Source organism: uncultured Nostoc sp. (assembly GCF_964245575.1).
Classification (GTDB): domain Bacteria; phylum Cyanobacteriota; class Cyanobacteriia; order Cyanobacteriales; family Nostocaceae; genus Nostoc.
Genome location: NZ_CAXTNP010000116.1, coordinates 1 through 23227, shown reverse-complemented (window position 1 = coordinate 23227; position 23227 = coordinate 1). Strand labels below are relative to the sequence as shown.

Here is a 23227-nt window from a genome sequence, read left to right as displayed (position 1 = left end):
GTTTTACCCCACCCTAACCCTCCCCGTATGTATTGGGGAGGGAACTAGATTTCTTTTTTCCCCCAATGCATCAGGGGGATTAAGGGGGGTAATCCAACTTGTGTGTACACGGTAGCCTTACTAAGGGGGGACTACAGGGGGGTTAAAATGATCTCAAATTCTCACGAATGATTTAGGACTGCTATATAAGCCAATACGCTTGGGTTAGCGCCAAAAACCTTAAACTGCGTAGGTTGGGTTGAGGAACGAAACCCAACATTTTCGGTGGTTTGTTGGGTAACACTAAAGTTCAACCCAACCTACGATTATCCTTAACCCAACCGTATTGCTATATAAGCAACAGCTACCTCGAAGTCATGTTGAGGTACTCCAAAATCGTGTTGAGGTACTTCAAAATCGTTTTGAGGTACTTCAAAGTCGTTTTGAGGTACTTCAAAGTCGTTTTGAGGTACTTCAAACTTAGTCGCACCGCGATCAAGTACACAGGTGGATCGCTTTTATAAATCTCCACAAACAAAGCGATGTCTACGACGGTCACTGAGCGCAGCCGTTCGCGCAGCGTCTCGTAGAGAAGTGCGGGCTATTCGGCGTCGCTTGATTTTTAACGGGTCGCTACAACATCAGGCGATGCCTACGGCGGCAAGCTACGCACTTGACAATCAAGACAGTCGCTACAATTATCCTTAAGTTAACCGTAGTGATTTATACTTAGGAATAGGCTGATTGCTAATTACTGCATAGAGAACATCTGGATCGAGATCGGCTCCCGATCGCCATTGGATTGTGCCTAATTCGTGGTTTAATTCAACCTGAGCAAAGTATTTTTGATCTTGTAAAGGTGCAAAAACACCTGTAAATTTAATCAGCTTACTAACATCAATTATTCCTTCCACTTCGTCTTCAAAACGGATATATAGTTGATAATTTTCCCTTGGTTCTACTGCAATAATGTCTTTTAACATATATAACTACTCCAATGGTAAGACGCTATTGAGGATTTGATTGTCTCTAGCTAGTTCCCAGTTTTCCATCAATTCATTTTGATGTAAAGTCGCCCATTATAATATAAGTTTAAAAGCTCTGGAGCTAAGTTTACCTTCTAAAATTTATAAGATTTCAATGCTAATAATAGCTTTTTGTTGGTTGTATCTTACACGAGAATGTGGAGGCGGATGGTCATTGTAATACATAGTGACAATCATCCCGAAAAAACGACTAATTTCTGGCATACTTTATTCTACCTTCGGGATCTCTTTTAAGATTAACAATCAATTAGCCTAGAAGATGCTGAAAGTTCGATAATAAAAGAGATTGGCGTAGCCATTTTTGATTTCTCAATCCCCTAACCTTACTCCCACTTTGCAAAAATTATGCAAAATCTTACCAGAATTACTCGCAATCCTGAAGTGATGGGTGGCAAACCCTGTATTCGAGGAATGCGTGTTACTGTTGGCACTATCGTCGGCTTAATGGCATCTGGACACAGTAATAGCGACATTCTCAAAGCATATCCCTACCTCGAAGAAGCCGACATCTATGAGGCACTTGCCTACGCTGCATGGCGGGCTGAAGAGATTGAAGTCCCTCTCAAAAGTGCATGAAAATTTTGATTGATATGAACCTTTCTCCTGATTGGGTTGCGGTTTTTGAGAAGTACAATATTGTTGCTGTCCACTGGTCTACTGTTGGCGATCGCCGTGAGAAAGATTCAATAATTATGGAGTGGGCAAGAACTAATGGATATATCGTCTTTACTCACGATTTGGACTTCGGTTCCCTGCTAGCTGCGACAGGTGCCGATACTCCCAGTGTCATTCAGGTTCGTACCCAGGATGTTTTGCCGAACAGTATGGAAAATCTAGTTATTTCCGCCCTGAATCAGTTTGAGTCTTCACTAGAGACAGGCGCATTGGTCACTGTTGATCAAACCCAATCCAGAGTGCGTATTCTACCAATTAGGCGCGGATAGTTTTAGGGAAATATCGCTAACTCAGTTTCCGGGTCAAAAAAGTGAATTTTCTCTAGAATTAGAGATAACCATAGTTGCTCACCAGCTTTTACAAATCGGTCTGGTGGTATTCGCACTTGTAGGTAATTGGCTGTAGTAGCAGGTTGAGATCCTGGTTCGGCAATCTTAACAGCGAGAAAGGAATCGTTGCCGAGATTCTCTACCAAATCTACTTGCACTGGTAGATTTTTAGTGGCAGGCATACTCAAGTTTAAGTGTTCTGGGCGAATGCCTAAAATTAGAGTTTTCCCATCATATTTTTGTAAAGCTTTTCCCCAAACCTCTGGAAGTGTAAAACGAAACTGGGAATGAGTAATCAACTGCGGGGCATGAAATTCTACAGAAATAAAATTCATCGGTGGTGAACCAATGAACTCTGCTACAAAAAGGTTGGCAGGGCGGTTGTAAAGTTCTAGGGGAGAAGCAACTTGCTGAATTTTACCCTCAGACATAATTGCAATGCGATCGCCCATTGTCATCGCTTCTGTTTGGTCGTGGGTGACGTAAATTGTTGTTGTCCCCAATTGGCGCTGCAATTTCACAATTTGGGCGCGGGTTTCCGCCCGCAGTTTGGCATCTAAGTTAGAAAGCGGCTCATCCATTAAGAATACTTGCGGGTCACGTGCGATCGCTCGTCCCAGTGCAACCCGTTGTCTTTGTCCCCCAGATAGCTGTTTGGGTAAGCGATTCAGCAATGTTTCGATTTGCAACAGTTGAGCAACACTACGCACCTGTTCATTTACCGCCCGTTCTTTGTCAGAAATGTAGCGCAATCCTTTAGGTAACTTTCTTGTCGCCCCCACAAAAAGATTTTCTGTCCACGCCCGAAAGTAAGGAGTATTTTCTCCTCTGCTCCTCTGCTCCTCTGCTCCCCTGCTTCCCGTGCGGCGTAACCCAAAGGCAATGTTGTCATATACCGTCATGTGGGGATAGAGGGCGTAATTTTGAAACACCATTGCGATGTCGCGTTCCTTGGGTGGTAGGTCATTGATCAAGCGATCGCCTACCCAGATATTACCGCCAGTCATCACTTCTAAACCGGCGATTAACCGCAGTAGGGTGCTTTTACCACAACCAGAAGGGCCTACCAGCACCATAAACTCACCATCTGCGATCGTCAGGTTAATCCGTCGCAAGACATTGACACTTTCCGCACGTGGCGCTACATCAGTTTTTTCCGCAAGTGTGAGAGGAGATTGGGTTTGTGAGGTAACACTTTCGCCTTTACGTGAGGAAAAACTTTTATAAACGTTTTCTAAAATAACTTGGGACACAACTGTTAATTATTGTCATTGGGCATGGGGCATCGGTCATGGGGCATTGGAAAAAGGACTAATGACTAATGACACTTTAGCGCTCATAATAATACACGTTCAGGGTAAATACGAAAAGTTAAAAAAATAGCTTTAACCATAAAAAGCAAACTATTCTAAATTTTAGGGCTGTCAAAAGGTGTTGTTATGACTACCGATGTACCTAAAAATCTTTCCCAACCAAGTGTTAACCCTGTCCATGACATTGTAGACGGACAAACTACAGATTGTTGCATTGTGGGTGGGGGGCCAGCAGGAGCAGTATTGGCGCTGTTGTTAGCGCGTCAAGGCATTTCTGTGATGCTGCTGGAAGCACACAAAGACTTGGATCGCGATTTTCGTGGCGATACGATTCATCCGTCGGTGATGGAAATTATGGAGGAATTGGGACTTAGCGATCGCTTGCTAGGACTTCCCCATACCAAAATGCGCCAAATTAGTATTCAAACTCCTCAAGATAATGTCACATTCGCAGATTTTAGCCATCTGAAAACCCATTATCCCTACATTACAATGCTTCCCCAGGTAAAATTCCTGGAGTTCATCACCCAAGAAGCACAAAAATATCCTAGTTTCCATCTGGTAATGGGTGCGAATGTGCAGGAATTGATTACTGAAAATGACGTGATTCAAGGTGTCCGCTATCGAGGAGGCGGTGGTTGGCATGAAATTCGGGCAATACTGACAGTTGGTGCAGACGGTCGCCACTCACGTTTACGCCATCTGGGTGAGTTTGAATCCATCGAAACTTCGCCGCCAATGGATGTCCTCTGGTTTCGCCTACCGCGTCAGCCAGAAGACCCTGAAGGGGGAATGGGGCGCTTTGGTCAAGGTAAGCTAATCGCCATGCTTGACCGTGGTGATGAGTGGCAACTTGCCTATGTTATTCCTAAAGGAGGCTATCAACAACTAAGGGCTGCAGGTTTGGAGGAATTAAAAAAATCTTTTGTGGAAGTAGTGCCAGAATTTCAGCAACGCATTCAAAATTTACATGATTGGTCACAAATAGCTTTTCTCTCAGTCGAGTCCAGCCGTGTCAAACGCTGGTATCGTGAGGGACTGTTACTCATCGGTGATGCAGCTCATATAATGTCCCCCGTTGGTGGAGTTGGCATTAATTACGCGATTCAAGATGCTGTAGTTGCGGCAAATGTACTCAGCAAACCGCTCAAAAACCGAGAAGTACAACTTAGCGACCTAGCAAAAGTACAACGTCAACGCGAGTTGCCCACACGCATCATTCAGGCGTTTCAAACTTTTATCCAAAAGCGGGTATTGGCCCCGGTTATCACCTCAAATCGCACCTTTGTACCACCTGCGTTTTTGCGCTTACCCATCTTGCGCGACCTTCCAGCCAGGTTGATTGCCTTGGGTGTTTTTCCAGTTCACGTCAAGACTTAATTTTTGGCAAAAATTTTTTCTATTTAAGGAATGGATGGTACAATTATACTACTCCAGATAGAATTCAATGCTCATTTAGTCAAGCGAGGGTGGCGAGCAGCATACTCAATGCTGTTCAAAGCGATCGCTTGGCTTTTATGCTAGAAAGGACTAAAAACCAAAGCAGATGTAGCAAATTTGTTCAAACATTATTAAAAAATGCAAAAGATTAAACCTATCTAGATATTAATTAGCACTACATAGAAAAATCCCCTCTTTTGGAATCAGTACTTTTTGCAGTCAGGAGTAATTTTAATGAACAGCTGCGTTTTGATGGCAGAAATTATTAACGAACCGCAACTCCGCTATACAGCCGATAATCTGGGAGTCACGGAAATGCTGGTGCAGTTTCCCAATTCTCAGAAACCAGAAGATCCGCCAGCCACGCTGAAAGTTGTTGGCTGGGGGAATTTAGCGACAGAAATTCAGCAAAACTACCACCAAGGCGATCGTGTCATCCTGGTAGGACGTTTAACTATGAATACTGTTGATCGTCAAGAAGGTTTTAAAGAAAAACGCGCTGAATTGACAGTGCAACAAATTCAATCTGTTGGAGGTAGTTTTAATACCGATCCATTACCCTCAGCAACCGTAACTCCATCATTCACTGAAACTGCTCCCCGACAACCATCTTCAGCATCTCGTCCGGCACAGAAAGAGGTTACCACTTACGAGTCACCACGTCCAGCGCCTACTCCAGCGACAAATCCTGTTGGCGTTGCTCCCCAAACGAAAACTTACGAACCCGTACCCCAACCCACAAATTATGAGCGAACCACTTATCCAGCAGTGAAAGAGGAAGAACCAGATCCAGATGATATTCCCTTCTAAAGTTGTTTAGCGTGTATTGAATTTGCTCACATACTTAGCAAAAAGCATTAAGATGAAATAATTTTTACAAATAGCCATCCTTGAGGATGTGCTATTTTTTTGTCTGCGATCGCTATAGTTTAGCTATCGAGTAAGTTAGGGATAGGAAAGTTATACTATACTTCCCCCAAACTTGGCGGGAAATACTTGGATTACGACATCGCCTTTGCATAGCAACGAGGAAAAATGGTTGCTAAGAGCAATGTTGCCAGTTCTCGTAAGCAGACTTTGATCCGTTCTTGTTTTTCTTGGCTCATGTCAGTTATAGCAACTACCTTTAAAAGCTGATAAGTTTAACGGTGTTGGCACTAAATCTTTATTTACAAGATTTAAAGAAATTTGCTCACAAATTAATTTATAAAGTTTTCAATCAGTTGCTTGAGCAAAGAAAATTTAATGGTATCAATTTTTACACGATGTCTTGCAGAATTCCTTGGAACATTTGTGCTAGTTCTTGGCGGATGCGGAAGTGCTGTTTTTGCAGCAGCATTTCCAGATGCAAAAACCAATGAATTAGGAATTGGCTTTGTAGGTGTTGCTCTGGCTTTTGGTTTAACAGTGCTAATTATGGCCTACGCAGTTGGTCATATTTCCGGTGCTCATTTTAATCCAGCTGTATCATTTGGTCTTTGGTCAGGAAAGCGTTTTCCTGGCTCTGAATTGCTCCCATACATTATTGCTCAGGTATTGGGAGCAATATTAGCCGCAGGTCTAGTTTATTTAATTGCCAGTGGTAAACCAGGATTTACACTTTCTGGTTCCAATCCATTAGCGACAAATGGTTTTGGTGTACATTCTCCTGGAGGCTATTCACTGGCTGCTAGTTTCATTACAGAGGTTGTACTTACCTTCATTTTTTTGATTGTGATCTTAGGTGCAACAGATGGTCGTGCGCCAAAGGGCTTTGCACCAATTGCTATTGGTTTGGCACTAACACTGATTCATTTGATCAGCATACCCATAACGAATACATCAGTTAATCCTGCTCGTAGTACTGGTCCGGCACTTTTTGCTGGTGTAGAACTATTTAAGCAAGTATGGCTGTTTTGGGTAGCTCCAATTTTAGGTGCGATATTGGCAGGTTTATTCTATTCAAAGGCTTTAGGTGAATCAGGCGCACCAGTTGTAGGTGAGGCAGAACGTGAATTTTCGTCCGATGTGGATGATTATTCGCGACGATAGTAACCGAAGTTGTTAGTTATCAGACTTTAGGGTACTTGAAACCCGGAGTCGAACGCGATCGCACGCAATGAAATCTATGGTTGTGCATAGCGCAACCACAAATCAAACTATATTTAGACTTTCCTACACCAATTAAGGGACTTCCAAATAAAAAAATATCCCATAGCTTTGCCGACAGGGAGGCAGGGAACTCTTAGCTGGGGGAGAGAAAATCATTTTGACTCAGTGAAATTGGATAATTTATTTCTTGGAAGTCCCTAATAGTGCATAATCATGAGTCAATTTATCGCTCACTTTCATCTCACTTTATCTACATAGATAATACTTAAATGATTTTACAGAGAAGATTCTGTGATTTTTCTATATGTAATAAAGTATTAACTAAATCATTGGCATTTACAACATAAATACCACTAACTTCATTTCTAGGAATATCGACATTACTTTTTGTAAAACAGAGCAGTGTACTCACCCACCGCGGACTTTTGAAATGTTTTACTTCTGTAGCTTGACCTTTAAGTTTACTTATTAAATCACCTTCGTTAAAATCAAAGGTATTTTTGCCATAGGGTTTACGCAGATGACCACTTTCATAAACTTTAGTGCCACCAAAGAGTGTAAAAACCAAATTTACCCACACATACATCAAAACTCTTGTTAAAATCCAAATAATTTTAAGTTAAGATTTTTACCCAACTCCTATGAGAGAAACTGTCCTAGAGGTTCGCAATCTCCAAGTTGAATTTCCCGGTGATGGCAATAACGTCAGAGCTTTGGATGGTATTTCCTTTGGGCTGCATCGAGGTGAAACTCTAGGAATAGTAGGAGAATCGGGGAGTGGTAAATCAGTGACAGCCCTAGCTGTGATGGGTTTGTTGCAAACTCCCGGTATAGTGACTGGCGGTGAAATCTGGTTTCGTCCTCAAGAGAATGCCAACGCAATCGATTTGGTAAAATTGCCTCCTGAGCAAATGCAGTTACACCGGGGTGGCGACATCGCCATGATTTTTCAAGAACCGATGAGTTCGCTCAATCCGGTTTATAACATTGGGTTTCAGCTAACAGAAGCGATTATGCGGCATCAAAATGTGTCAGCAGCCCAAGCACGACAAATTGCGATCGCAGGTCTACAAGAGGTAAAACTTCTACCTAGCGATGAAGAGATACAACAGCAGTATATCGATTCGCATCAAACCAACGCCAATTCATCAAAACCAGAACCATCAAAGTTGACGCACTTGGTTAAAGAACACAAAGAAGCCATGCTGGAACGCTACCCCCATGAACTTTCTGGGGGTCAGTTGCAACGGGTAATGATTGCAATGGCAATTTCTTGCAACCCATTAATCTTAATTGCCGATGAACCAACCACAGCCTTGGATGTGACGGTGCAAGCGACTATTTTGGAGTTAATGCGGGAATTGCAGCAAAGCCGTGACATGGCAATGATTTTCATCACCCACGACTTGGGGCTAATTTCGGAAATTGCTAACGAAGTAGCGGTGATGTATAAAGGCAAAGTTGTCGAATCTGGTACTTCTGAGCAAATTTTCAGCAATCCCCAGCATCCATATACTAAAGGCTTGATAGCTTGTCGCCCCACACTCAACCGCCGTCCCCAAAAATTACTTACCGTTTCTGACTACATGAGTGCAGAAGAGACAGCAACGGGACAAGTAATAATTCAGCCGAAAGAACCCGCACAACCCACAGAAGTCACTACCGAAGAGATTGCTGCAAGATTGGCAAACTTCAATAAAAAGGAACCTCTGCTGCAAATCCGCAACCTGAAAGTTGGTTTTCCAGTGCGCGGGGTATTTGGTGGGACAAAACGCTACAATATGGCAGTTAATGGCGTTTCTTTTGATGTCAAACCAGGAGAAACAGTAGGTTTAGTGGGAGAATCTGGTTGCGGTAAAACCACCCTCGGCAGAACCTTGCTGCGCTTAATTGAACCGATGAGTGGTCAGATTATCTTTGAGAAACAAGATATTACAAGTCTCAAAGGAGAACCGTTGCAAAAACTGCGGCGAGAAATGCAAATAGTCTTCCAAAATCCTTTTAGTTCCCTCGATCCCCGGATGAAGGTTGGGGACGCGGTGATGGAACCATTGTTAATTCACTCCGTTGGTAAGACAAAGCAACAACGAAGCCAGCGAGTAGTCGAACTCTTAGAACGGGTGGGGTTGAGTGCAGATGCAATTAACCGCTATCCTCATCAGTTTTCTGGTGGTCAACGCCAACGGATTTGCATAGCCCGTTCTTTGGCATTGAATCCTAAGTTTATCATCTGCGATGAATCAGTTTCAGCTCTGGATGTTTCCGTACAGGCGCAGGTATTAAATCTTCTCAAAGAATTACAGTCAGACTTTCAGCTTACCTATATCTTTATTTCTCACGATTTAAGTGTGGTGAAATTTATGAGCGATCGCATTTTAGTCATGAATCGCGGTCAAATTGTTGAAGAAGGAACAGCCGAAAGCATTTACCAAGAACCCAAAGAGGAATACACGCAAAAATTAATTGCTGCAATTCCTACTGGTAGTGCTGAACGGGTGCGAAGTCGTCATCAGAAAGCTTTATAGAAATAGAATTCAGGAGTCAGGAGTAAGAATTCAGCATGAATTATGTATAAGTGGCGCATAGCAAAGCAGTAGTAAGTATTCGAGCGTCACGTCTGAATAAACGACGTTTTTGCACCTACTGGTCTGTCAAATTCATTTTCACGGTTAAAGAGACGCGATAAATCACTGTCTTTACAGGAAATTTATCCATCAATTATTTATTGACAGATTACTACACTAAATATGCAGATTTAGTTGTCTTGATTCTGACTCCTGAATTATTTTTTAACAGATATTTGTGCAAACAAAGTTAATTACATCTGCAAGTCCTGACAGAGTTTTTAAATTAGTAAAAATAAAAGGTTTATCACCGCGCATTTTTTTTGCATCTCGTTCCATCACACTTAAATCTGCGCCAACGTAGGGTGCTAGATCGGTTTTGTTAATCACCAACAAATCAGATTTAGTAATACCGGGGCCACCTTTGCGGGGAATTTTATCACCAGCCGCAACATCAATAACGTAAATCGTTAAATCCACCAATTCTGGACTAAAGGTAGCAGCTAAATTATCACCGCCACTTTCCAAAAATACCAAATCCAAATCGATAAAACGTTCTTCTAACTGTTCAATTGCCGCCAAATTCATCGAAGCATCTTCGCGGATGGCAGTGTGAGGACAACCACCAGTTTCTACACCCAAAATGCGATCGCTTGCCAACGCCTGAGAACGCACTAAAAACTGAGCATCCTCCTGAGTATAAATATCATTCGTCACTACCGCAATCTGATACTGCTCACGTAACCCCTTACACAAAGCATCAACTAAAGCCGTCTTCCCTGAACCCACCGGGCCAGCAACCCCTACTCTAAATGCATTCATAACTCCTCACTCCTGTACAGACGCGATTAATCGCGTCTCTCCTAACTCCTGTACAGACGCGATTAATCGCGTCTCTCCTAACTCCTAAACAACCTTGTATACTGCGTTTCATGCTGCATACTCGCTAGCGACAAACCCCAACTACAACAGGCGAGTTGATCGTCCTCTAAAGCGAGAATTTCTAATGCCGCAGCACTGAGTAATGGTTGCAAATCTAGCAATAACTGCTGTCCTGCTGTTTGTCCAAGGGGGATAAGTTTCACGCCAGCAGTAATCAAATTACTTGCCCAACTGTGCAGATATCCGAGTAATGCGGCTTTGATACTGATTTGCCAATGGGCAACGGCAATACCAAAAGCGATCGCATAATTGCAAGGATTACCGACAGCATTGGCAATCGGCACAATCTGCGGTTTTAGTTTAGCAAATAATTGGATCAGCGATCGCCCCATCTGCCAACTAGAGGCGCGTAACTCTTCTGTTTCCCTAGCTGCGGATAACCACAGATTCCAACGGCATAGCGACTCAATATCACCTATTTTTGCAGATTGCTGCGATCGTACCATTACCGCCGCCTCTAACCGAATTGCCCCGTAGAGTAACTCTGCTTTTAGCCAATCTTTGAGATGTAACTGGTTAGCGATCGTACCATTTTCTACCAGCATTTCCAAACCTTCAGAATAACTATATGCTCCCACAGGTAAAGCGGGGCTAGCCAGCTGCAAAATACTCAAAAGATGGCTATCAGTGAGGATGATGGTGTTGTCCATAAGCTCCTAATTCTGGCTGAAACGGTAAAATTTCCTCTTTAACTTCTAACCCCAATTGTTCCAACATCTGGCGTAAAACCGAGTCTGAGGACAAGCGTAAATAAGTCGGAGTAATTTCTACAGGTACATGGCGATTTCCCAGATGGTATGCCGCCCGTAATAATAAAAGTGGTGTTTGGGCAAAGGCAGTCAGCACGAGTTCTGGTTTGGCAGTAATTCTGATTAAACTACTGTGGGTTTCTTCTTGCAGAATGTCGCCATCGTGTAAGATAGTTCCTCTGGGTAAATGTAAAAACACAACCTTACCATCTTCCGTTTCAAAGCGATGACGACTGCGGGTACGTTCTTCTGCTGTTAGCGCCAGAGTAAAAATGACTACGGTATCAGGGTTAGGTGGTTTAAGTTGGTTAAATGTCAGCATAAGAGTTTCGCCTGAACTTCCGCTTTTCATTAGACATCTCCAGAAATTAATTAAATATGCATTATCCATAGAGATGTAGCAATTCTACGTCTCTACATTCATTTTTGGAGATGTCTATTATGATTCTAGTGTGAACACCAATTAGCACCTTTCCATTCCCGATCACCTGTAACCCTTTGAGTGATGCTCGTACTCCTGCTCTTAACTATCCACAGGAGAAGCAAGTCGTTAATCTTCTGGTCTACGGTCTGTGGAATCTGGCATATTCCAAGTTTCGTGCCACAGTTGTTTAATTTTTTGAATGTTCTTTCCTGTTTTTATTGCCTCCCAACCATCTCGAATAGCTTGCTTCTCTTTATCAGTTAACCTCCAGGATAAAGGCGGACGATACCGACCATCTTTATAAAATTCAGATACTGCAAATTCTGGAGGTATTTCAGATTCCGAGGGGAAGAAAATGGGAAAGTATTGGATATCTACCTTGTTCTCCCATTTTTTGACCAGCAAATCTGCTTCCTTTGCATTTCGAGACGCCAAAACCGGATCGCGTACCTTGAAGATTGCCAGTAATGGCCCTAAAGTCGCCATAAACCAGCCTCCATTCCCCTGCACGTTTTCCGTTGATGCAGATTTGGGAAAAGGATTGATTTGCAATATCAGGACTCGTTTTATATTTAAATTATTTTCAGCTTTTGACCATTTATTAAGCTGTTCATCCAGCCATTCGGCTGCCGTTACAAAGCCAGAGTTATCGAAATAGCCCCCATCAGCAACGTGATAATTCTGATTTGGGATGTTTACACTGCTGCGACAGATAGGAGAGACATAGGGAAAAGTTGCTGATAGTCTTGCAGCCGTTACAACATTCATATCATAGGCTTCATAAAGAGTATTAAAGTCTATATACTTTTTCTCAGGAGCCTTGCTAAATGTTACTGGAGTCATCAGAAACCGCCAGCCATTTTCGACTAAAATTGCATTGAATACAGGAATAGGAATTTCGCCATCAAAAATCTGTTTTCGCCAGGTTCCAAAGGTTTTTATCTTTTTCGGCTCCTTCATTTCCCCCTGCCAGTCTGTCTCAACTGCTGTACCACGATCAAACTCTGGACGAACAAGAAATGGAAGTCCTATGAATCGCCATAAGTCCAAATAAACCAGACCCCAACCAACGGCATCTAAACTATCTTTAGTAGCAGCATAAAAACTATCATTGGTGGTTTTCTTATAGATTTGCTGTTCACTCTCTTCTAAAAAACCATGTTTATTAAAGCGATCTAGATAGTACATTGTCCCTACTGAACCACCTGAGACAGCACTAATCAAGCCAATTGCTTTGGTAAATGACTTTCCTAATAATTCCTGGAGACCACTTAATACTTGCACTGTCCATCCTGATGCTTGAATTCCGCCACCACTAGCACAAATAATTACTAAAGTTCGTTCTCCCTCTTGATGTTTGAGACGCTTTTCTAGGATTTTTTGAAAGTTATTTGAATCGCTATAAACTTTTCTCTTGTCTTCACTATCTTTGAAATTATTGACTTGAAAAAAGTGATTTACATCAAATGCAACATAACTAACTACTGAGAAACTAATAAAGATAACTAGTACAGGAATACGAAAGTAATCAAAATAGAATGTTGCACCTCCATAGACAAGGGTCACCATTGATATGAGCAGTAGCACATACAGGAGTGCAGGTGCTTCAGGTCGATTTGTTTTTGATTTTGGCTTAAAAAGCAAACCAACCGTAATGTAGATAACTACTGCAATTATCAAATAAGCGATCGCTGTCAGATGCCCCGCACTCAATTCACCAGTTTGAGGGTTAATATAGCCAAATGTATGATGTTTGGTTACGAAATAAAAGATATCAACAAGTATCTTTTTTAAAAAAGTATTTGAGCTTAACCAGTGTCTGAGAAAACTAACAAAAAATAGTTGCCCAATGCCCAATCCTGCACCTACAAATGTTCCCCACTGTCTTTCTTTGTTGTTCAGCTTCTCTTTGGACAGGTCAATTGCAATAATGCAAATGTATAAACTTAAGGCAATAGCTATTCCATATTGCCAAAATTCAGAAATTTCTATTGTTGGTGGTACAGCAAAGCGAGCTGGTGCGTTATCCAGAATGATAGCTGCAACTGAAATTACTGACGTTCCTGCTCCAATTGCGCTCATAATTATGACTGCTAGTTGCCACTTGGTGCGAAGTACAAATAGATTCTTCAACATGGCTGGCAGCCAATCCTTGGCAAGTTTAGGAAGAAGCAGAAGGAATAAACCCATCAAAATAGGCAGGCGCAGGAAGAAAAGATATTTCCAGACAGCATCGGAATTTAATGGCCATGTTGCTAAAACTGCCAGCACTGGCAAAAACCAGATAATTTTTTTCATATTTAAACCTCAACTTCTTGTTGTCTTGTAACTAGATTCTAAACTTTGTGATTACTTTTTCGGTGATAAAATCTAAGTTACTTTTTTTAATATTTACAGGTAAAGAATTAAGCCTGTTGTTTAACTATATTAATAACTTACTCTTGATTGCCCTGTCGGTGAGAAAAAGTGAGTATTTTCAAAAACTAATTGTAAATTTTGCGTAATATTCTCATGAAAACTTAAAACTCATTGATACACTTTTATGCTCTACGCAATATGGGCAAAATCTCAATGATGTGCAATCTGTAGTCTTTTGGGAAAGTTGGTTAGGACACACCTACGTAGTAATTGCGAATAAGTTAAGTTCTGAACACGACTACATAAAACAAATTGGTTCCCAGTTGTAAGCCATCGACATAAACACCTTTCAATTAGATAAAATCAAACAAAGAAAGGCAACGAGCCAAACGGGGACAATCATGAACCAAGCCATTGAGGGAGTACGCTGGACAATTCACGATTTAGAAGTTCTACCCGAAAATGAGTGGACACGCTATGAAATTATTAATGGAGAACTCTTTGTGACTCGCACTCCTCACCGCCGTCATCAACAAGTTTGTGTAAAGATTGCTCGACAACTTGATGTTTGGTCAGATTCGAGTGGTTTAGGGGAAACAATTGTGGCTCCAGGAGTGATTTTTTCGCAAGCAGATAGCGTCATACCGGATGTAGTTTGGGTAAGTCGAGAACGACTGGCGCAAATTGAAGATGAAGCGGGACATTTGACAGGCGCACCAGAGTTAGTAATAGAGGTTTTATCGCCTGGTAAACAAAACGAACTTCGAGATAAAGAAGCAAAACTGAAACTATATTCAGTTCAAGGCGTGCGTGAGTATTGGATTGTTGATCGCTTTACTAAACTAGTTGAAGTTTATCGGCGAGAAAAAGCACAGTTGGTTTTAGTTGCTACTTTGTTAGGTGATGATGAAATAACATCGCCACTTTTACCCGGATTTTGTTGTTCTATCCGTTTCTTTTTTCCTGAATAATAACAAATTTGAGAATATTTATGGAAACCTAACCGCTAGTACCCCAAGGCGGAAGTCAGCCCCAACTCTTGGAGATAAATTCGCGTTCGGGGAAGTCAAAAGTCACCCATGTTTTAATTTTGGGCTTTCTGGCTGTAATGAAATGGTATGTTTATTTCCGCCGTGCTGTACTAATAGTCTGTCAAATACATTTTGACGGATATGAAGACATTTGAGAAACAGAAAAAACTCTTTCCCCACTCCCTACTCCCTACTCCCCACCTTCACCCGTCATTTTTAGGTTAACAGAGTACTAGTCAGCTAATAGGCAATGTAAACCAGAAAGTTGCCCCTGCATCCAATGCACTGTTTACGCCAATTTCACCACCATGAGCATTAATGATTTGCTTACACAAATACAAGCCCAATCCCAAACTTACAGAATTGCGGATACTTGCACCCCGAAAGTAAAGGTCAAAAAGCCGATCGCTTTGTTGTTGACTAATTCCCACGCCATTATCACTAACAGTACAATAAATCATCTCACCCTCATGGGTAGCGTTAATTGTCAGGAGCAAACCAGGTGGATTATGTTTTAAAGCATTGACAATTAAGTTAGAAAAAACTCGCCATAGTTGCGTGGTATCTGCATTCACTAATGGCAAATCTGCGGATACCAAATTTGTGAGCTTGGCTTGATTTTGCTCTAACAATGGTTCTAAATCTGCGATCGCAGCTTCGACAACTGTCAGTAATTGTACGGTTTGACGCTGCAAAACAACACCTTGTAACTCGCTGAGATGAGCTTCCATCAACGAATTAATTAAATTAAGTTGGCGATCGCTACTTTGAATCATCCGCTCTAAAATTGAGCGTGAAACAGGGATTGGGGATTGGGGACTTGGGATTGGGGATTGGGAAGAGACTTCTTCAATAATTCCCCCTTGTCCCCCTTGTCCCCAGTCCCCAGTCCCTGATCCCCCGCTATTGAGCAAATTTTTCAGCACCATTAAAGTACCTAATACTGGGTTACGTAAGTCATGAGAAACTGCATGGAAAAATACTCGTAGTTCTTCTTCAGTTTGTTTGCGCTGGGTAATATCTTCAATCAAACCTTCGTAGTAAAGCAGTTTAAGATGTTCGTCACGCACTGCGTAGGCTTTTTCCGAAATCCAGACAATACTCCCGTCTCGGCGATAAATTTGGGATTCAAACTCGGAAACGCTGCCATACTTTTCCATCAGGCGGACAAATTCTGCGCGGCGGTTCGGATCAACGTACAATTGTTCAATAACAGTGGAATTTGCTGTCACCTCCTCCGCCAAGGAGTAGCCATAAATACGTGCTAAAGCCGGATTTGCTGTAATGTAACGTCCATCGGGACTGCTTTGAAAAATTCCTTCAACGGCGTTTTCAAAAATGCTGCGATATTTAGCTTCTGCAACCTTGAGTTTTTGGTAGGCAGATTCCAGTTCTTGACGGGCGTAAAACTCAGAACGTTGCAGGCGATCGTACAGATAAACACCGATGTCACATATAGCACAAAACCAAAAAATGTATAAAATGAACGTTACATTATATATTCCTGGATGTTCGGGGATTAGTGTTTTTAGCCTAAGTGCCGTATTCACACCAAAATAGTAAATCAGCACACTTACTTGAGTCAGCAAGTGAAGAATCCAGCAGATGGGCATCAACACAGCTTGGCTCAAGAACAGCAGCGACCAGCCGATAGTATCAGGTAGTGCGAAACCTCTGATGGTTGCAAACAACTGCGACGCTAAACTAATTGACCAAGAAGACCCCAAAAATAATAAATCTGGATGACGACGACCTAACTTAGTTTTATGTAAGGCAAGGCAGATTAGTATACTCAGCAACATTGCAATATTAATTACAAGGCGCTGAGTTCTAAGTACTTCTGGCAGATGCTGCAACTCTGCAAAAGGAAAAAATAAGCCGTAAATGTCTCGCAAAGTAAAAGATAACAGACAAATCAGCGCCAGCCATAACCATAAACGCAATCTCTGCCACAAAAAACGGTTACGCCAATCTCTGTAAAGAATAGTGGTTTCATCTCTTGTTGGTGCAGAAAAGGTTTGTCTGCACCACCTTTGCACTGTTGTAAATGGAGTAGCCATTAGCATCCGAGCAACTTTGCCCATACCTTGAGGGTGTTTCCCTTACTCAACATTGCCATAAATAACACCCTCTCATTTTTTGGTGATTTATGGGCGATTTGTTACGGATGTTGCTAAAGGTAGTGTAAACCAGAAAGTTAACCCGCGCTTGCGGTTACTAATAACACCAATTTCGCCGCCATGTGCTTTAATAACTTTCCGACAAAGATACGTTTTTAAGCCAATGCTTGTGGAACAACAATCTTGGGGATCACGGACATGCAGATCGAAAAGGCGATCGCACTCTAGTTTACTCATTGCCACACCGTCATCTTGAATCTGAGTGCGAATCATTTTGCCCTCAACGCTGGCACTCAAAATAAAATTTAATCCTGGTGGATTATTTTGCAAGCTATGTGTTACTAAATGCGCCAAAACTTTCTGCAATCGAGTTGCATCTGCCATTACTAACGGTAAATTTGCGGGAACCAAGTTCTTCAGAGTTGCTTGATTTTGTGTCAGTATGGGTTCTAACTGGGTGAATGTTGCTCCCAGTAGAGTGTTAAAATCCACAGGTTCAGGTTTGATGTCCATACCCTGTTTTTCACAAGAATTAATTTCTAGCAATGAGTTAATCATCGTCAGTTGGCGATCGTTACCTTGAATCATCCGCTCGATTATCGAGCGAGATACTGAAATTGGGGATTGGGAAGAGGCAGAGGGGCGGGGTACTCTTAGCAGAGGGGAAAACTTTTCTCCCTTGCCCCCTGCCCCCTGCTCTCCTGCTTCTTCCCCAGTAGAGACGCGATTAATCGCGTCTCTACCCACTCCCTGATTTAACAAATTCTTTAACACCATCAAGTTACCCATCACCGAAGTTCGTAAATCGTGGGCAACTGTGTGCAAAACAACATCTTTTACCCGATGCAATTCTTCAACTTCTTGCATTTTCTGCTGCAATTGTGCTGTTCGTTCTTCTACCTGGTGTTCTAAATTAGTGTTAAGTTCTGCGAGTTTTTGGTAAATCTGGCTTTGGTGAATGGCGATCGCTACCTGTTCTGACATCTGCTTTAACAAATCAATTTCTATTGGTTGCCAATGACGCGACCCTGAACATTGATTGGCAATTAACGCCCCAAATAATTCATTACCTAGCATAATTGGTACAGTCAAAGTCGCCTTCGTTTGGAATTTTTGAAAGTGCGCTTTGACTTTGGGAGATAATGCTACTTGCGTTATATCTTCAATGACACGCACAACATTATTTTTGAATAAGTTTCTCAATTCTTGTAGATAAGCTTCATCATTAGTAGACCATCCTGAGACTGATGGATACTTGGGATCTACTGATTCGGCAAGAGTTCTGGCTCCTAATTTGCTATTATTTAAACCAATAAAAACCCGATCTGCTTGCAGAAATTGCCTGACTTCCGTCACGGTAGTTTGAAGAATTTCCTTTAAGTTAAGCGAAGACCGAATTCGTACTAAGGTTTCTGCCAACAAGCGATCGCGTTCTGCTGATAGACGTAATTGTGCTTCCACCTGCTTGCGTTCTGTAATGTCGTGATGAACTGCTAAAAGCGAAGGCAGACCATCTAAATCAATGATTTCGGCTGAAAGCAGCGTTGTAATTATCTTGCCAGACTTTTGCCGAAATTCAAATTCCAAGTTGCGAACAACTCCTGTGGCTTGCAACTCCTGTAACAAATTCTGACGAGCAAGATCGTGTACCCAAAGATTTAACTCAAAAGAAGTTTTACCAATCGCCTGATCTCGCTCATAACCTGAGAGTTTCACAAAACTGTCGTTAACTTCGATGAAGCGTCCTTCTTGGAGTGTGCTGATGGTAATTGAATCGGGGCTGCAACTAAAAGCTTTAGCAAATTTTTGGGCAAGATTTTGTAAAGCTACTTCTGCTTGTTTGCGTTCTGTGATATCTCGGACAATTGCTACCACCTCATCTTGACCACTCACTACCAACCGCGCCTCATAATCTTTAACTCCCAAAGGCGTTGGTAGTTGATATTCGCAAGTTTGTAAAGTTCCAGAATCTAAAGTTTTAGCGATCGCTTCCAGACTAATTGTGGCAACATCACTAGGCAATAACTCCTGCACATGTTTGCCAACTATTTCTTCTCTCGAAAGAGTGACATTTGCTCCCTCACTTTTCAAATCTAGATACTCACTATCACGGCTGATGCGAAACATTAAATCGGGGATAGCATCTAAAATTGCTTGATACCGCGCCTCACTCTCAAGCAATTTTTCTTGAGCTTGTTTTCGGTCTGTAATATCCATGACCAAGCCATTCCAAAGCAAATCACCTGCTTCTTGTCGTTCCGGTTGCGAAGTAGCTTGAATCCACTTAAGTTTCCCACTAGGCGTAATGATCCGACCTTCCCAATGCCAAGGTGTAATATTTGTAGTACAAAAAGCTATAGATTCTGCAAAAGCTTTTGTATCCTGTGGATGAATCAGTTTGTATAGCACCCGAAAGTCTTTCTGTATAGCTTCTGGTTCTAATTCATACAAATTTTCACAACCAGAACTAACATAAAGGACTAACACAGAACCATCCTGCTGTTGCAGAACTTGGAAAATTATTCCTGGTAAATTGACAGTAAGTTTTGAGAGCAAGTCAATAGCCTCTTGCTGGCAATTTGGTGTATACAGCGATTTTACAACGGTTTCATCCACTCTTTGACCCTTTGATACACAAGCTATTGATGTACAATTAAAAGCCAGAATAACTAATTTAACAGTTTTTATTCTGTAGGCATAATCGCTAACAGAATCAAAACTGCACCTTCTTTCAGAGTAGTTCCTGCTGAGGCGATCGCATTCCCCCAATCGGGTGAACCATTTGCCAGGGGTAAAATCAGGTGAAGCGATGCCGATAATTTATATTGAAAGTGCAATTGCTAAAGAATATCAAGATACTAGAGCAATCGAAAACACTCTTTTAGGGCGAATTACACTCGATTTGAATATCTGTCACGGCAAATCTTGCATCCGAGGAATGCGTTATCCATTTGAGCGATCGCTACTTCAGCGAGTTAGCATCTTAAAAACTGATCCAGTCAACTTTGATCGCAACAATCAGATAGAAAGTAGTTGATCGATACATTTAATCTAGTTTTACCTAAAGGCAGAAACTAATAATGGACATTCCAAAATAGGGATACTTTGTAATACATCCAAGGAGATATAAATGCAATTACAACAGATATCAGTTTTAGAAGAAACTCTTTGGCAAGCAGTTCTGAGTCGAGATCCCACAATTGACGGCAAGTTTTTCTACGGTGTTCGCTCTACAGGCGTTTATTGCCGACCTATTTGCCCTAGTCAAAGACCAAATCGCAATCAAGTTTGTTTCTTCGAGTCGGTACAAGAAGCTGAAATTGCAGGTTTTCGAGCTTGTAAGCGCTGTCAGCCACAATTTGAAACAGTTCCAAATCCGGCTTTGGCGAAAGTTTTAGCAGCATGTCGATACATTGAAGCACAAGGCGATCGCATCCCAACCCTCTCGGAATTATGTTCTCAGGTGGGAATGAGTTCTAGTTATCTGCAAAAGGTATTCAAGCAAATAATTGGCGTATCCCCTTTTCAGTATGCAGATGCGCTGCGTAGCCAACGATTGAAGCAGCGTCTTCAGTCAGGGGAGGAAATTGCTCATGCAGTTTACGACACGGGATATGGTTCAAGTAGCCAACTTTATGAAAAAGCACCTAAACAACTGGGAATGACACCAAAGGCTTACCAACAAGCTGGAAAGACAATCAGCATTGTTTATGCGATCGCTCCATGTCTACTAGGATATTTGCTTGTGGCAACAACAGAGAAGGGTATCTGTGCCGTTAAACTAGGTGATGAAGCAGACAAACTTGAACATATCTTGAACCAGGAATTTTACCAAGCGCACATCATGCGTGATGACCACACACACAAAGACTGGATACAAGCAATCCTCGACTTTATTGCAGGAGGTGAAACACATCTTGATTTACCACTTGATATTCGTGGCACAGCATTTCAGAAACAGGTGTGGCTAGCATTACAAAAAATTCCTTATGGCGAAACCTGCACTTACACTGATATTGCCTGTAATATTGCCAAACCCCAGGCAGTCCGAGCTGTAGGTAATGCTTGTGGAGCTAATCCGATCGCGCTGATTGTACCATGTCACCGGGTGTTGCGGGGTGATGGCAGTCTTGGCGGTTATCGCTGGGGAATTGAGCGCAAACAAAAACTGCTTACACAAGAATCAGAACGCACCGCGCGGGATTGATTAAAAAAATTCTTCCCCACAGACGCGATTAATCGCGTCTCTACCCACTCCCTTTTTCAAAGATGATTCAAACACCTGAACTAGAATCGCTGACTCCAGAAAATCTTACTCGTGGTTTAATGATGCTTGCCAATCTTGATCGTGATTTGGCTCAGATTTTAGAAACACTGGGGCCTCCACCGATGTGGCAAAGAGAACCAGGTTTTGCAACGCTGTTGTGCATCATTCTGGAACAGCAAGTTTCGGTCGCGGCTGCAAGGGCTGTATTTAATCGTCTATGTGCGGTTGTTGTAACTTTAACGCCAGAAAACTTTTTGATATTAGATGATGCTCAATTAAGAGCGATTGGATTCAGTCGGCAAAAGATTCTATACTGTCGTGGGTTGGCTCAGGCAATCGCAACTGGTCAGCTTGACCTAACCGAGCTGGAAAAAATGGATGAAACTGCGATCAGAACTGAGCTAAAGTGTCTCAAAGGTATAGGAGACTGGACTGTTGATATTTACTTGCTCATGGCGCTGCAACGTCCTGATGTCTTTCCTAAAGGCGATTTAGCGATCGCGATCGCTTTACAAAAACTCAAAAACTTAACGACGCGTCCAACACCAGTGCAACTCGAAGCGATGACACAGCACTGGCGACCGTGGCGAGCAGTTGCTGCAAGACTTTTATGGCACTACTACTTGAGTAATGCCAATAGTAAATCGGTTACAGTTTCCCCGTGAATACTCGTTCAGCCGGGCCTGTCATGTAAACTCGTTGGTCGATTTCTGACCATTCAATTTGCAAGGGGCCACCAGGTAATTCTATAGTGGCAATGCGATCGCATTTCCCAGTTAGTACACCAGCTACTAAAGAAGCACAAGCACCAGTCCCGCAAGCTAATGTAATCCCAGCACCCCGTTCCCACACCCGCATTTTCAAATAGTCACGACGCACCACTTGAATAAATTCGGTATTTATGCGTTGGGGAAAAACTGGGTGATGCTCAAATTTAGGGCCGATGGTTTCTAAAGGAATTGCTTTTACATCTTCCACAAAGGTAATGCAGTGGGGATTTCCCATATTTACACAGGTGACATCCCAAGTTTGCTCTGCTACCTCTAACGGCTGAGAAATTACTTTTTCTTGGGCGGGTGCAAGATTAGTTGGAATTTCACTAGCGAGTAATCTAGGTAAACCCATGTCTACTTTAACTTGACCATCAGATAAAAGTTGGGGAGTCATTACACCACCCAAAGTATGAATGCGATATGAGTCTTGATTCCGGGATTCCCCTTCTAAGTCTGCTAAAAAGCCAGCTAAACAGCGAATACCATTGCCACACATTTCTGGTTCTGAACCATCAGAATTAAAAATCCGCATGGTGTAATCAGTGCCATTTTCTCCAGGTAGGGCAAAAATTACACCATCAGCACCGATACCAAAATGGCGATCGCACAACTTGATGGCTTGCTCTGGAGTCACTACAGGCTCAGATGACGAGCGATTGTCAATCAGAATAAAGTCGTTGCCTAGACCATGATACTTAGTAAATTCGATTGCCATTTCTTCAAGGATGAATTATCAAGGATTAGTTACTCTTTATTTTGCCTTGTAGGTTCATCTTTACTAAAAATGCTTACCGAATTTGACACCACTTTACCCAGTATTATACAAGTCCAAAATCTGATTAAACAAACAACGCCAGTAGAGTTAAAGCTGCTGACTGGTGATGTGCTGACAGGAAAGGTTTTATGGCAAGATCCACAGTGTATCTGTATAGCTGATGAAGACACTCAGCACACCGTTTGGAAACAAGCGATCGCTTATATTAAACCCAAGAGTTAGTCAAAAATCGGTGTTTGGAACACCTCTTCCCACGGTGCTGGCTAAAATTTACCAGATTGGGAAAATCTTGTATAGCAAGGGACTGGGGACTGGGGACTGGGGACACAACGACTGCGCTCAGTGCATCGC

22 protein-coding genes are annotated in these 23227 nt (G+C 42.2%); 11 read left to right on the top strand and 11 right to left on the bottom strand.

Translation table 11 applies throughout. The annotated features are described in order from the left end of the window. Positions 1-683: 683 nt before the first annotated feature. Both ACFFAP_RS19105 and ACFFAP_RS19100 read right to left on the bottom strand, forming a co-directional pair. Positions 684-962: a DUF2442 domain-containing protein gene (locus ACFFAP_RS19105; protein WP_334793152.1), complete on the bottom strand. Its 279-nt coding sequence runs from the start codon at positions 960-962 to the stop codon at positions 684-686. Between the two features lie 144 nt (positions 963-1106). Then, positions 1107-1202, bottom strand: coding sequence for a DUF4160 domain-containing protein (locus tag ACFFAP_RS19100; RefSeq protein WP_375512678.1), 96 nt, complete (start codon positions 1200-1202; stop codon positions 1107-1109). Positions 1203-1370: 168 nt separating this feature from the next. Between ACFFAP_RS19100 and ACFFAP_RS19095 the strand changes: the two genes are divergently transcribed. Continuing rightward, the gene (locus ACFFAP_RS19095) at positions 1371-1601 is read left to right on the top strand and encodes a DUF433 domain-containing protein (protein WP_375512676.1); all 231 of its coding nucleotides are present in this window, start codon (positions 1371-1373) and stop codon (positions 1599-1601) included. Continuing rightward, the gene (locus tag ACFFAP_RS19090; protein ID WP_375512675.1) at positions 1598-1969 is read left to right on the top strand and encodes a DUF5615 family PIN-like protein; all 372 of its coding nucleotides are present in this window, start codon (positions 1598-1600) and stop codon (positions 1967-1969) included. The genes ACFFAP_RS19095 and ACFFAP_RS19090 overlap by 4 nt, the downstream gene beginning before the upstream one ends. A 2-nt stretch (positions 1970-1971) precedes the next feature. Here ACFFAP_RS19090 and ACFFAP_RS19085 read toward each other — a convergent pair whose 3' ends face one another. Then, the gene (locus ACFFAP_RS19085) at positions 1972-3282 is read right to left on the bottom strand and encodes an ABC transporter ATP-binding protein (RefSeq protein WP_375512674.1); all 1311 of its coding nucleotides are present in this window, start codon (positions 3280-3282) and stop codon (positions 1972-1974) included. 186 nt (positions 3283-3468) lie between these two features. Between ACFFAP_RS19085 and ACFFAP_RS19080 the strand changes: the two genes are divergently transcribed. From ACFFAP_RS19080 to aqpZ, 3 genes are all read left to right on the top strand, one after another. Next, positions 3469-4722 carry an FAD-dependent oxidoreductase gene (locus ACFFAP_RS19080; protein WP_375512673.1) on the top strand — a complete coding sequence of 418 codons (1254 nt, stop codon included), beginning with the start codon at positions 3469-3471 and terminating at the stop codon, positions 4720-4722. Between the two features lie 294 nt (positions 4723-5016). Continuing rightward, complete coding sequence (locus tag ACFFAP_RS19075; protein ID WP_375512672.1) at positions 5017-5592, top strand: single-stranded DNA-binding protein; 576 nt, start codon at positions 5017-5019, stop codon at positions 5590-5592. Between the two features lie 435 nt (positions 5593-6027). Beyond that, a complete protein-coding gene (gene aqpZ, locus ACFFAP_RS19070; RefSeq protein ID WP_375512671.1) occupies positions 6028-6813 on the top strand; it encodes an aquaporin Z in 786 nt (261 codons plus the stop codon). Positions 6814-7138: 325 nt separating this feature from the next. Here aqpZ and ACFFAP_RS19065 read toward each other — a convergent pair whose 3' ends face one another. Then, positions 7139-7459 carry a hypothetical protein gene (locus ACFFAP_RS19065; protein WP_375512670.1) on the bottom strand — a complete coding sequence of 107 codons (321 nt, stop codon included), beginning with the start codon at positions 7457-7459 and terminating at the stop codon, positions 7139-7141. Between the two features lie 55 nt (positions 7460-7514). Here ACFFAP_RS19065 and ACFFAP_RS19060 point away from each other — a divergent pair, with 55 nt between their 5' ends. Next, complete coding sequence (locus ACFFAP_RS19060; RefSeq protein WP_375512669.1) at positions 7515-9398, top strand: ABC transporter ATP-binding protein; 1884 nt, start codon at positions 7515-7517, stop codon at positions 9396-9398. A 264-nt stretch (positions 9399-9662) separates the two neighbouring features. Here ACFFAP_RS19060 and ureG read toward each other — a convergent pair whose 3' ends face one another. The 4 genes from ureG to ACFFAP_RS19040 all read right to left on the bottom strand — a co-directional run bounded on the left by ureG (position 9663) and on the right by ACFFAP_RS19040 (position 13850). After that, entirely contained in the window at positions 9663-10259 is a 597-nt protein-coding gene (gene ureG / locus ACFFAP_RS19055) for an urease accessory protein UreG (protein ID WP_375512668.1), read from the bottom strand. Positions 10260-10336: 77 nt separating this feature from the next. Continuing rightward, complete coding sequence (locus ACFFAP_RS19050) at positions 10337-11029, bottom strand: urease accessory protein UreF (RefSeq protein ID WP_375512667.1); 693 nt, start codon at positions 11027-11029, stop codon at positions 10337-10339. After that, positions 11004-11450: an urease accessory protein UreE gene (gene ureE, locus ACFFAP_RS19045; protein ID WP_375512677.1), complete on the bottom strand. Its 447-nt coding sequence runs from the start codon at positions 11448-11450 to the stop codon at positions 11004-11006. Before ureE ends, ACFFAP_RS19050 begins: the two co-directional genes overlap by 26 nt. Positions 11451-11678: 228 nt before the next feature. Next, on the bottom strand, positions 11679-13850 hold the full coding sequence (locus ACFFAP_RS19040) for a hypothetical protein (RefSeq protein WP_375512666.1): 2172 nt from the start codon (positions 13848-13850) through the stop codon (positions 11679-11681). A gap of 461 nt (positions 13851-14311) precedes the next feature. On the opposite strand from ACFFAP_RS19040, the gene ACFFAP_RS19035 reads away from it, so the two are divergent. Continuing rightward, a complete protein-coding gene (locus ACFFAP_RS19035) occupies positions 14312-14881 on the top strand; it encodes a Uma2 family endonuclease (protein WP_375512665.1) in 570 nt (189 codons plus the stop codon). A gap of 296 nt (positions 14882-15177) precedes the next feature. Here ACFFAP_RS19035 and ACFFAP_RS19030 read toward each other — a convergent pair whose 3' ends face one another. Further along, positions 15178-17025 carry an ATP-binding protein gene (locus ACFFAP_RS19030; protein WP_375512664.1) on the bottom strand — a complete coding sequence of 616 codons (1848 nt, stop codon included), beginning with the start codon at positions 17023-17025 and terminating at the stop codon, positions 15178-15180. 63 nt (positions 17026-17088) lie between these two features. After that, the gene (locus ACFFAP_RS19025) at positions 17089-19677 is read right to left on the bottom strand and encodes a PAS domain S-box protein (RefSeq protein WP_375512663.1); all 2589 of its coding nucleotides are present in this window, start codon (positions 19675-19677) and stop codon (positions 17089-17091) included. Positions 19678-19870: 193 nt separating this feature from the next. On the opposite strand from ACFFAP_RS19025, the gene ACFFAP_RS19020 reads away from it, so the two are divergent. The 3 genes from ACFFAP_RS19020 (at position 19871) to ACFFAP_RS19010 (ending at position 21993) form a co-directional block, all read left to right on the top strand. Beyond that, entirely contained in the window at positions 19871-20098 is a 228-nt protein-coding gene (locus ACFFAP_RS19020) for a hypothetical protein (RefSeq protein WP_375512662.1), read from the top strand. A gap of 93 nt (positions 20099-20191) precedes the next feature. Beyond that, complete coding sequence (gene ada / locus ACFFAP_RS19015; RefSeq protein WP_375512661.1) at positions 20192-21268, top strand: bifunctional DNA-binding transcriptional regulator/O6-methylguanine-DNA methyltransferase Ada; 1077 nt, start codon at positions 20192-20194, stop codon at positions 21266-21268. A 62-nt stretch (positions 21269-21330) separates the two neighbouring features. Next, on the top strand, positions 21331-21993 hold the full coding sequence (locus ACFFAP_RS19010; protein WP_375512660.1) for a DNA-3-methyladenine glycosylase family protein: 663 nt from the start codon (positions 21331-21333) through the stop codon (positions 21991-21993). Here ACFFAP_RS19010 and dapF read toward each other — a convergent pair. Then, positions 21977-22816 carry a diaminopimelate epimerase gene (dapF, locus tag ACFFAP_RS19005; protein WP_375512659.1) on the bottom strand — a complete coding sequence of 280 codons (840 nt, stop codon included), beginning with the start codon at positions 22814-22816 and terminating at the stop codon, positions 21977-21979. The two genes, ACFFAP_RS19010 and dapF, sit on opposite strands and share 17 nt — an antisense overlap. A 69-nt stretch (positions 22817-22885) precedes the next feature. Here dapF and ACFFAP_RS19000 point away from each other — a divergent pair, with 69 nt between their 5' ends. Beyond that, positions 22886-23098 carry an RNA chaperone Hfq gene (locus tag ACFFAP_RS19000; RefSeq protein ID WP_375512658.1) on the top strand — a complete coding sequence of 71 codons (213 nt, stop codon included), beginning with the start codon at positions 22886-22888 and terminating at the stop codon, positions 23096-23098. Positions 23099-23227: the final 129 nt, after the last annotated feature.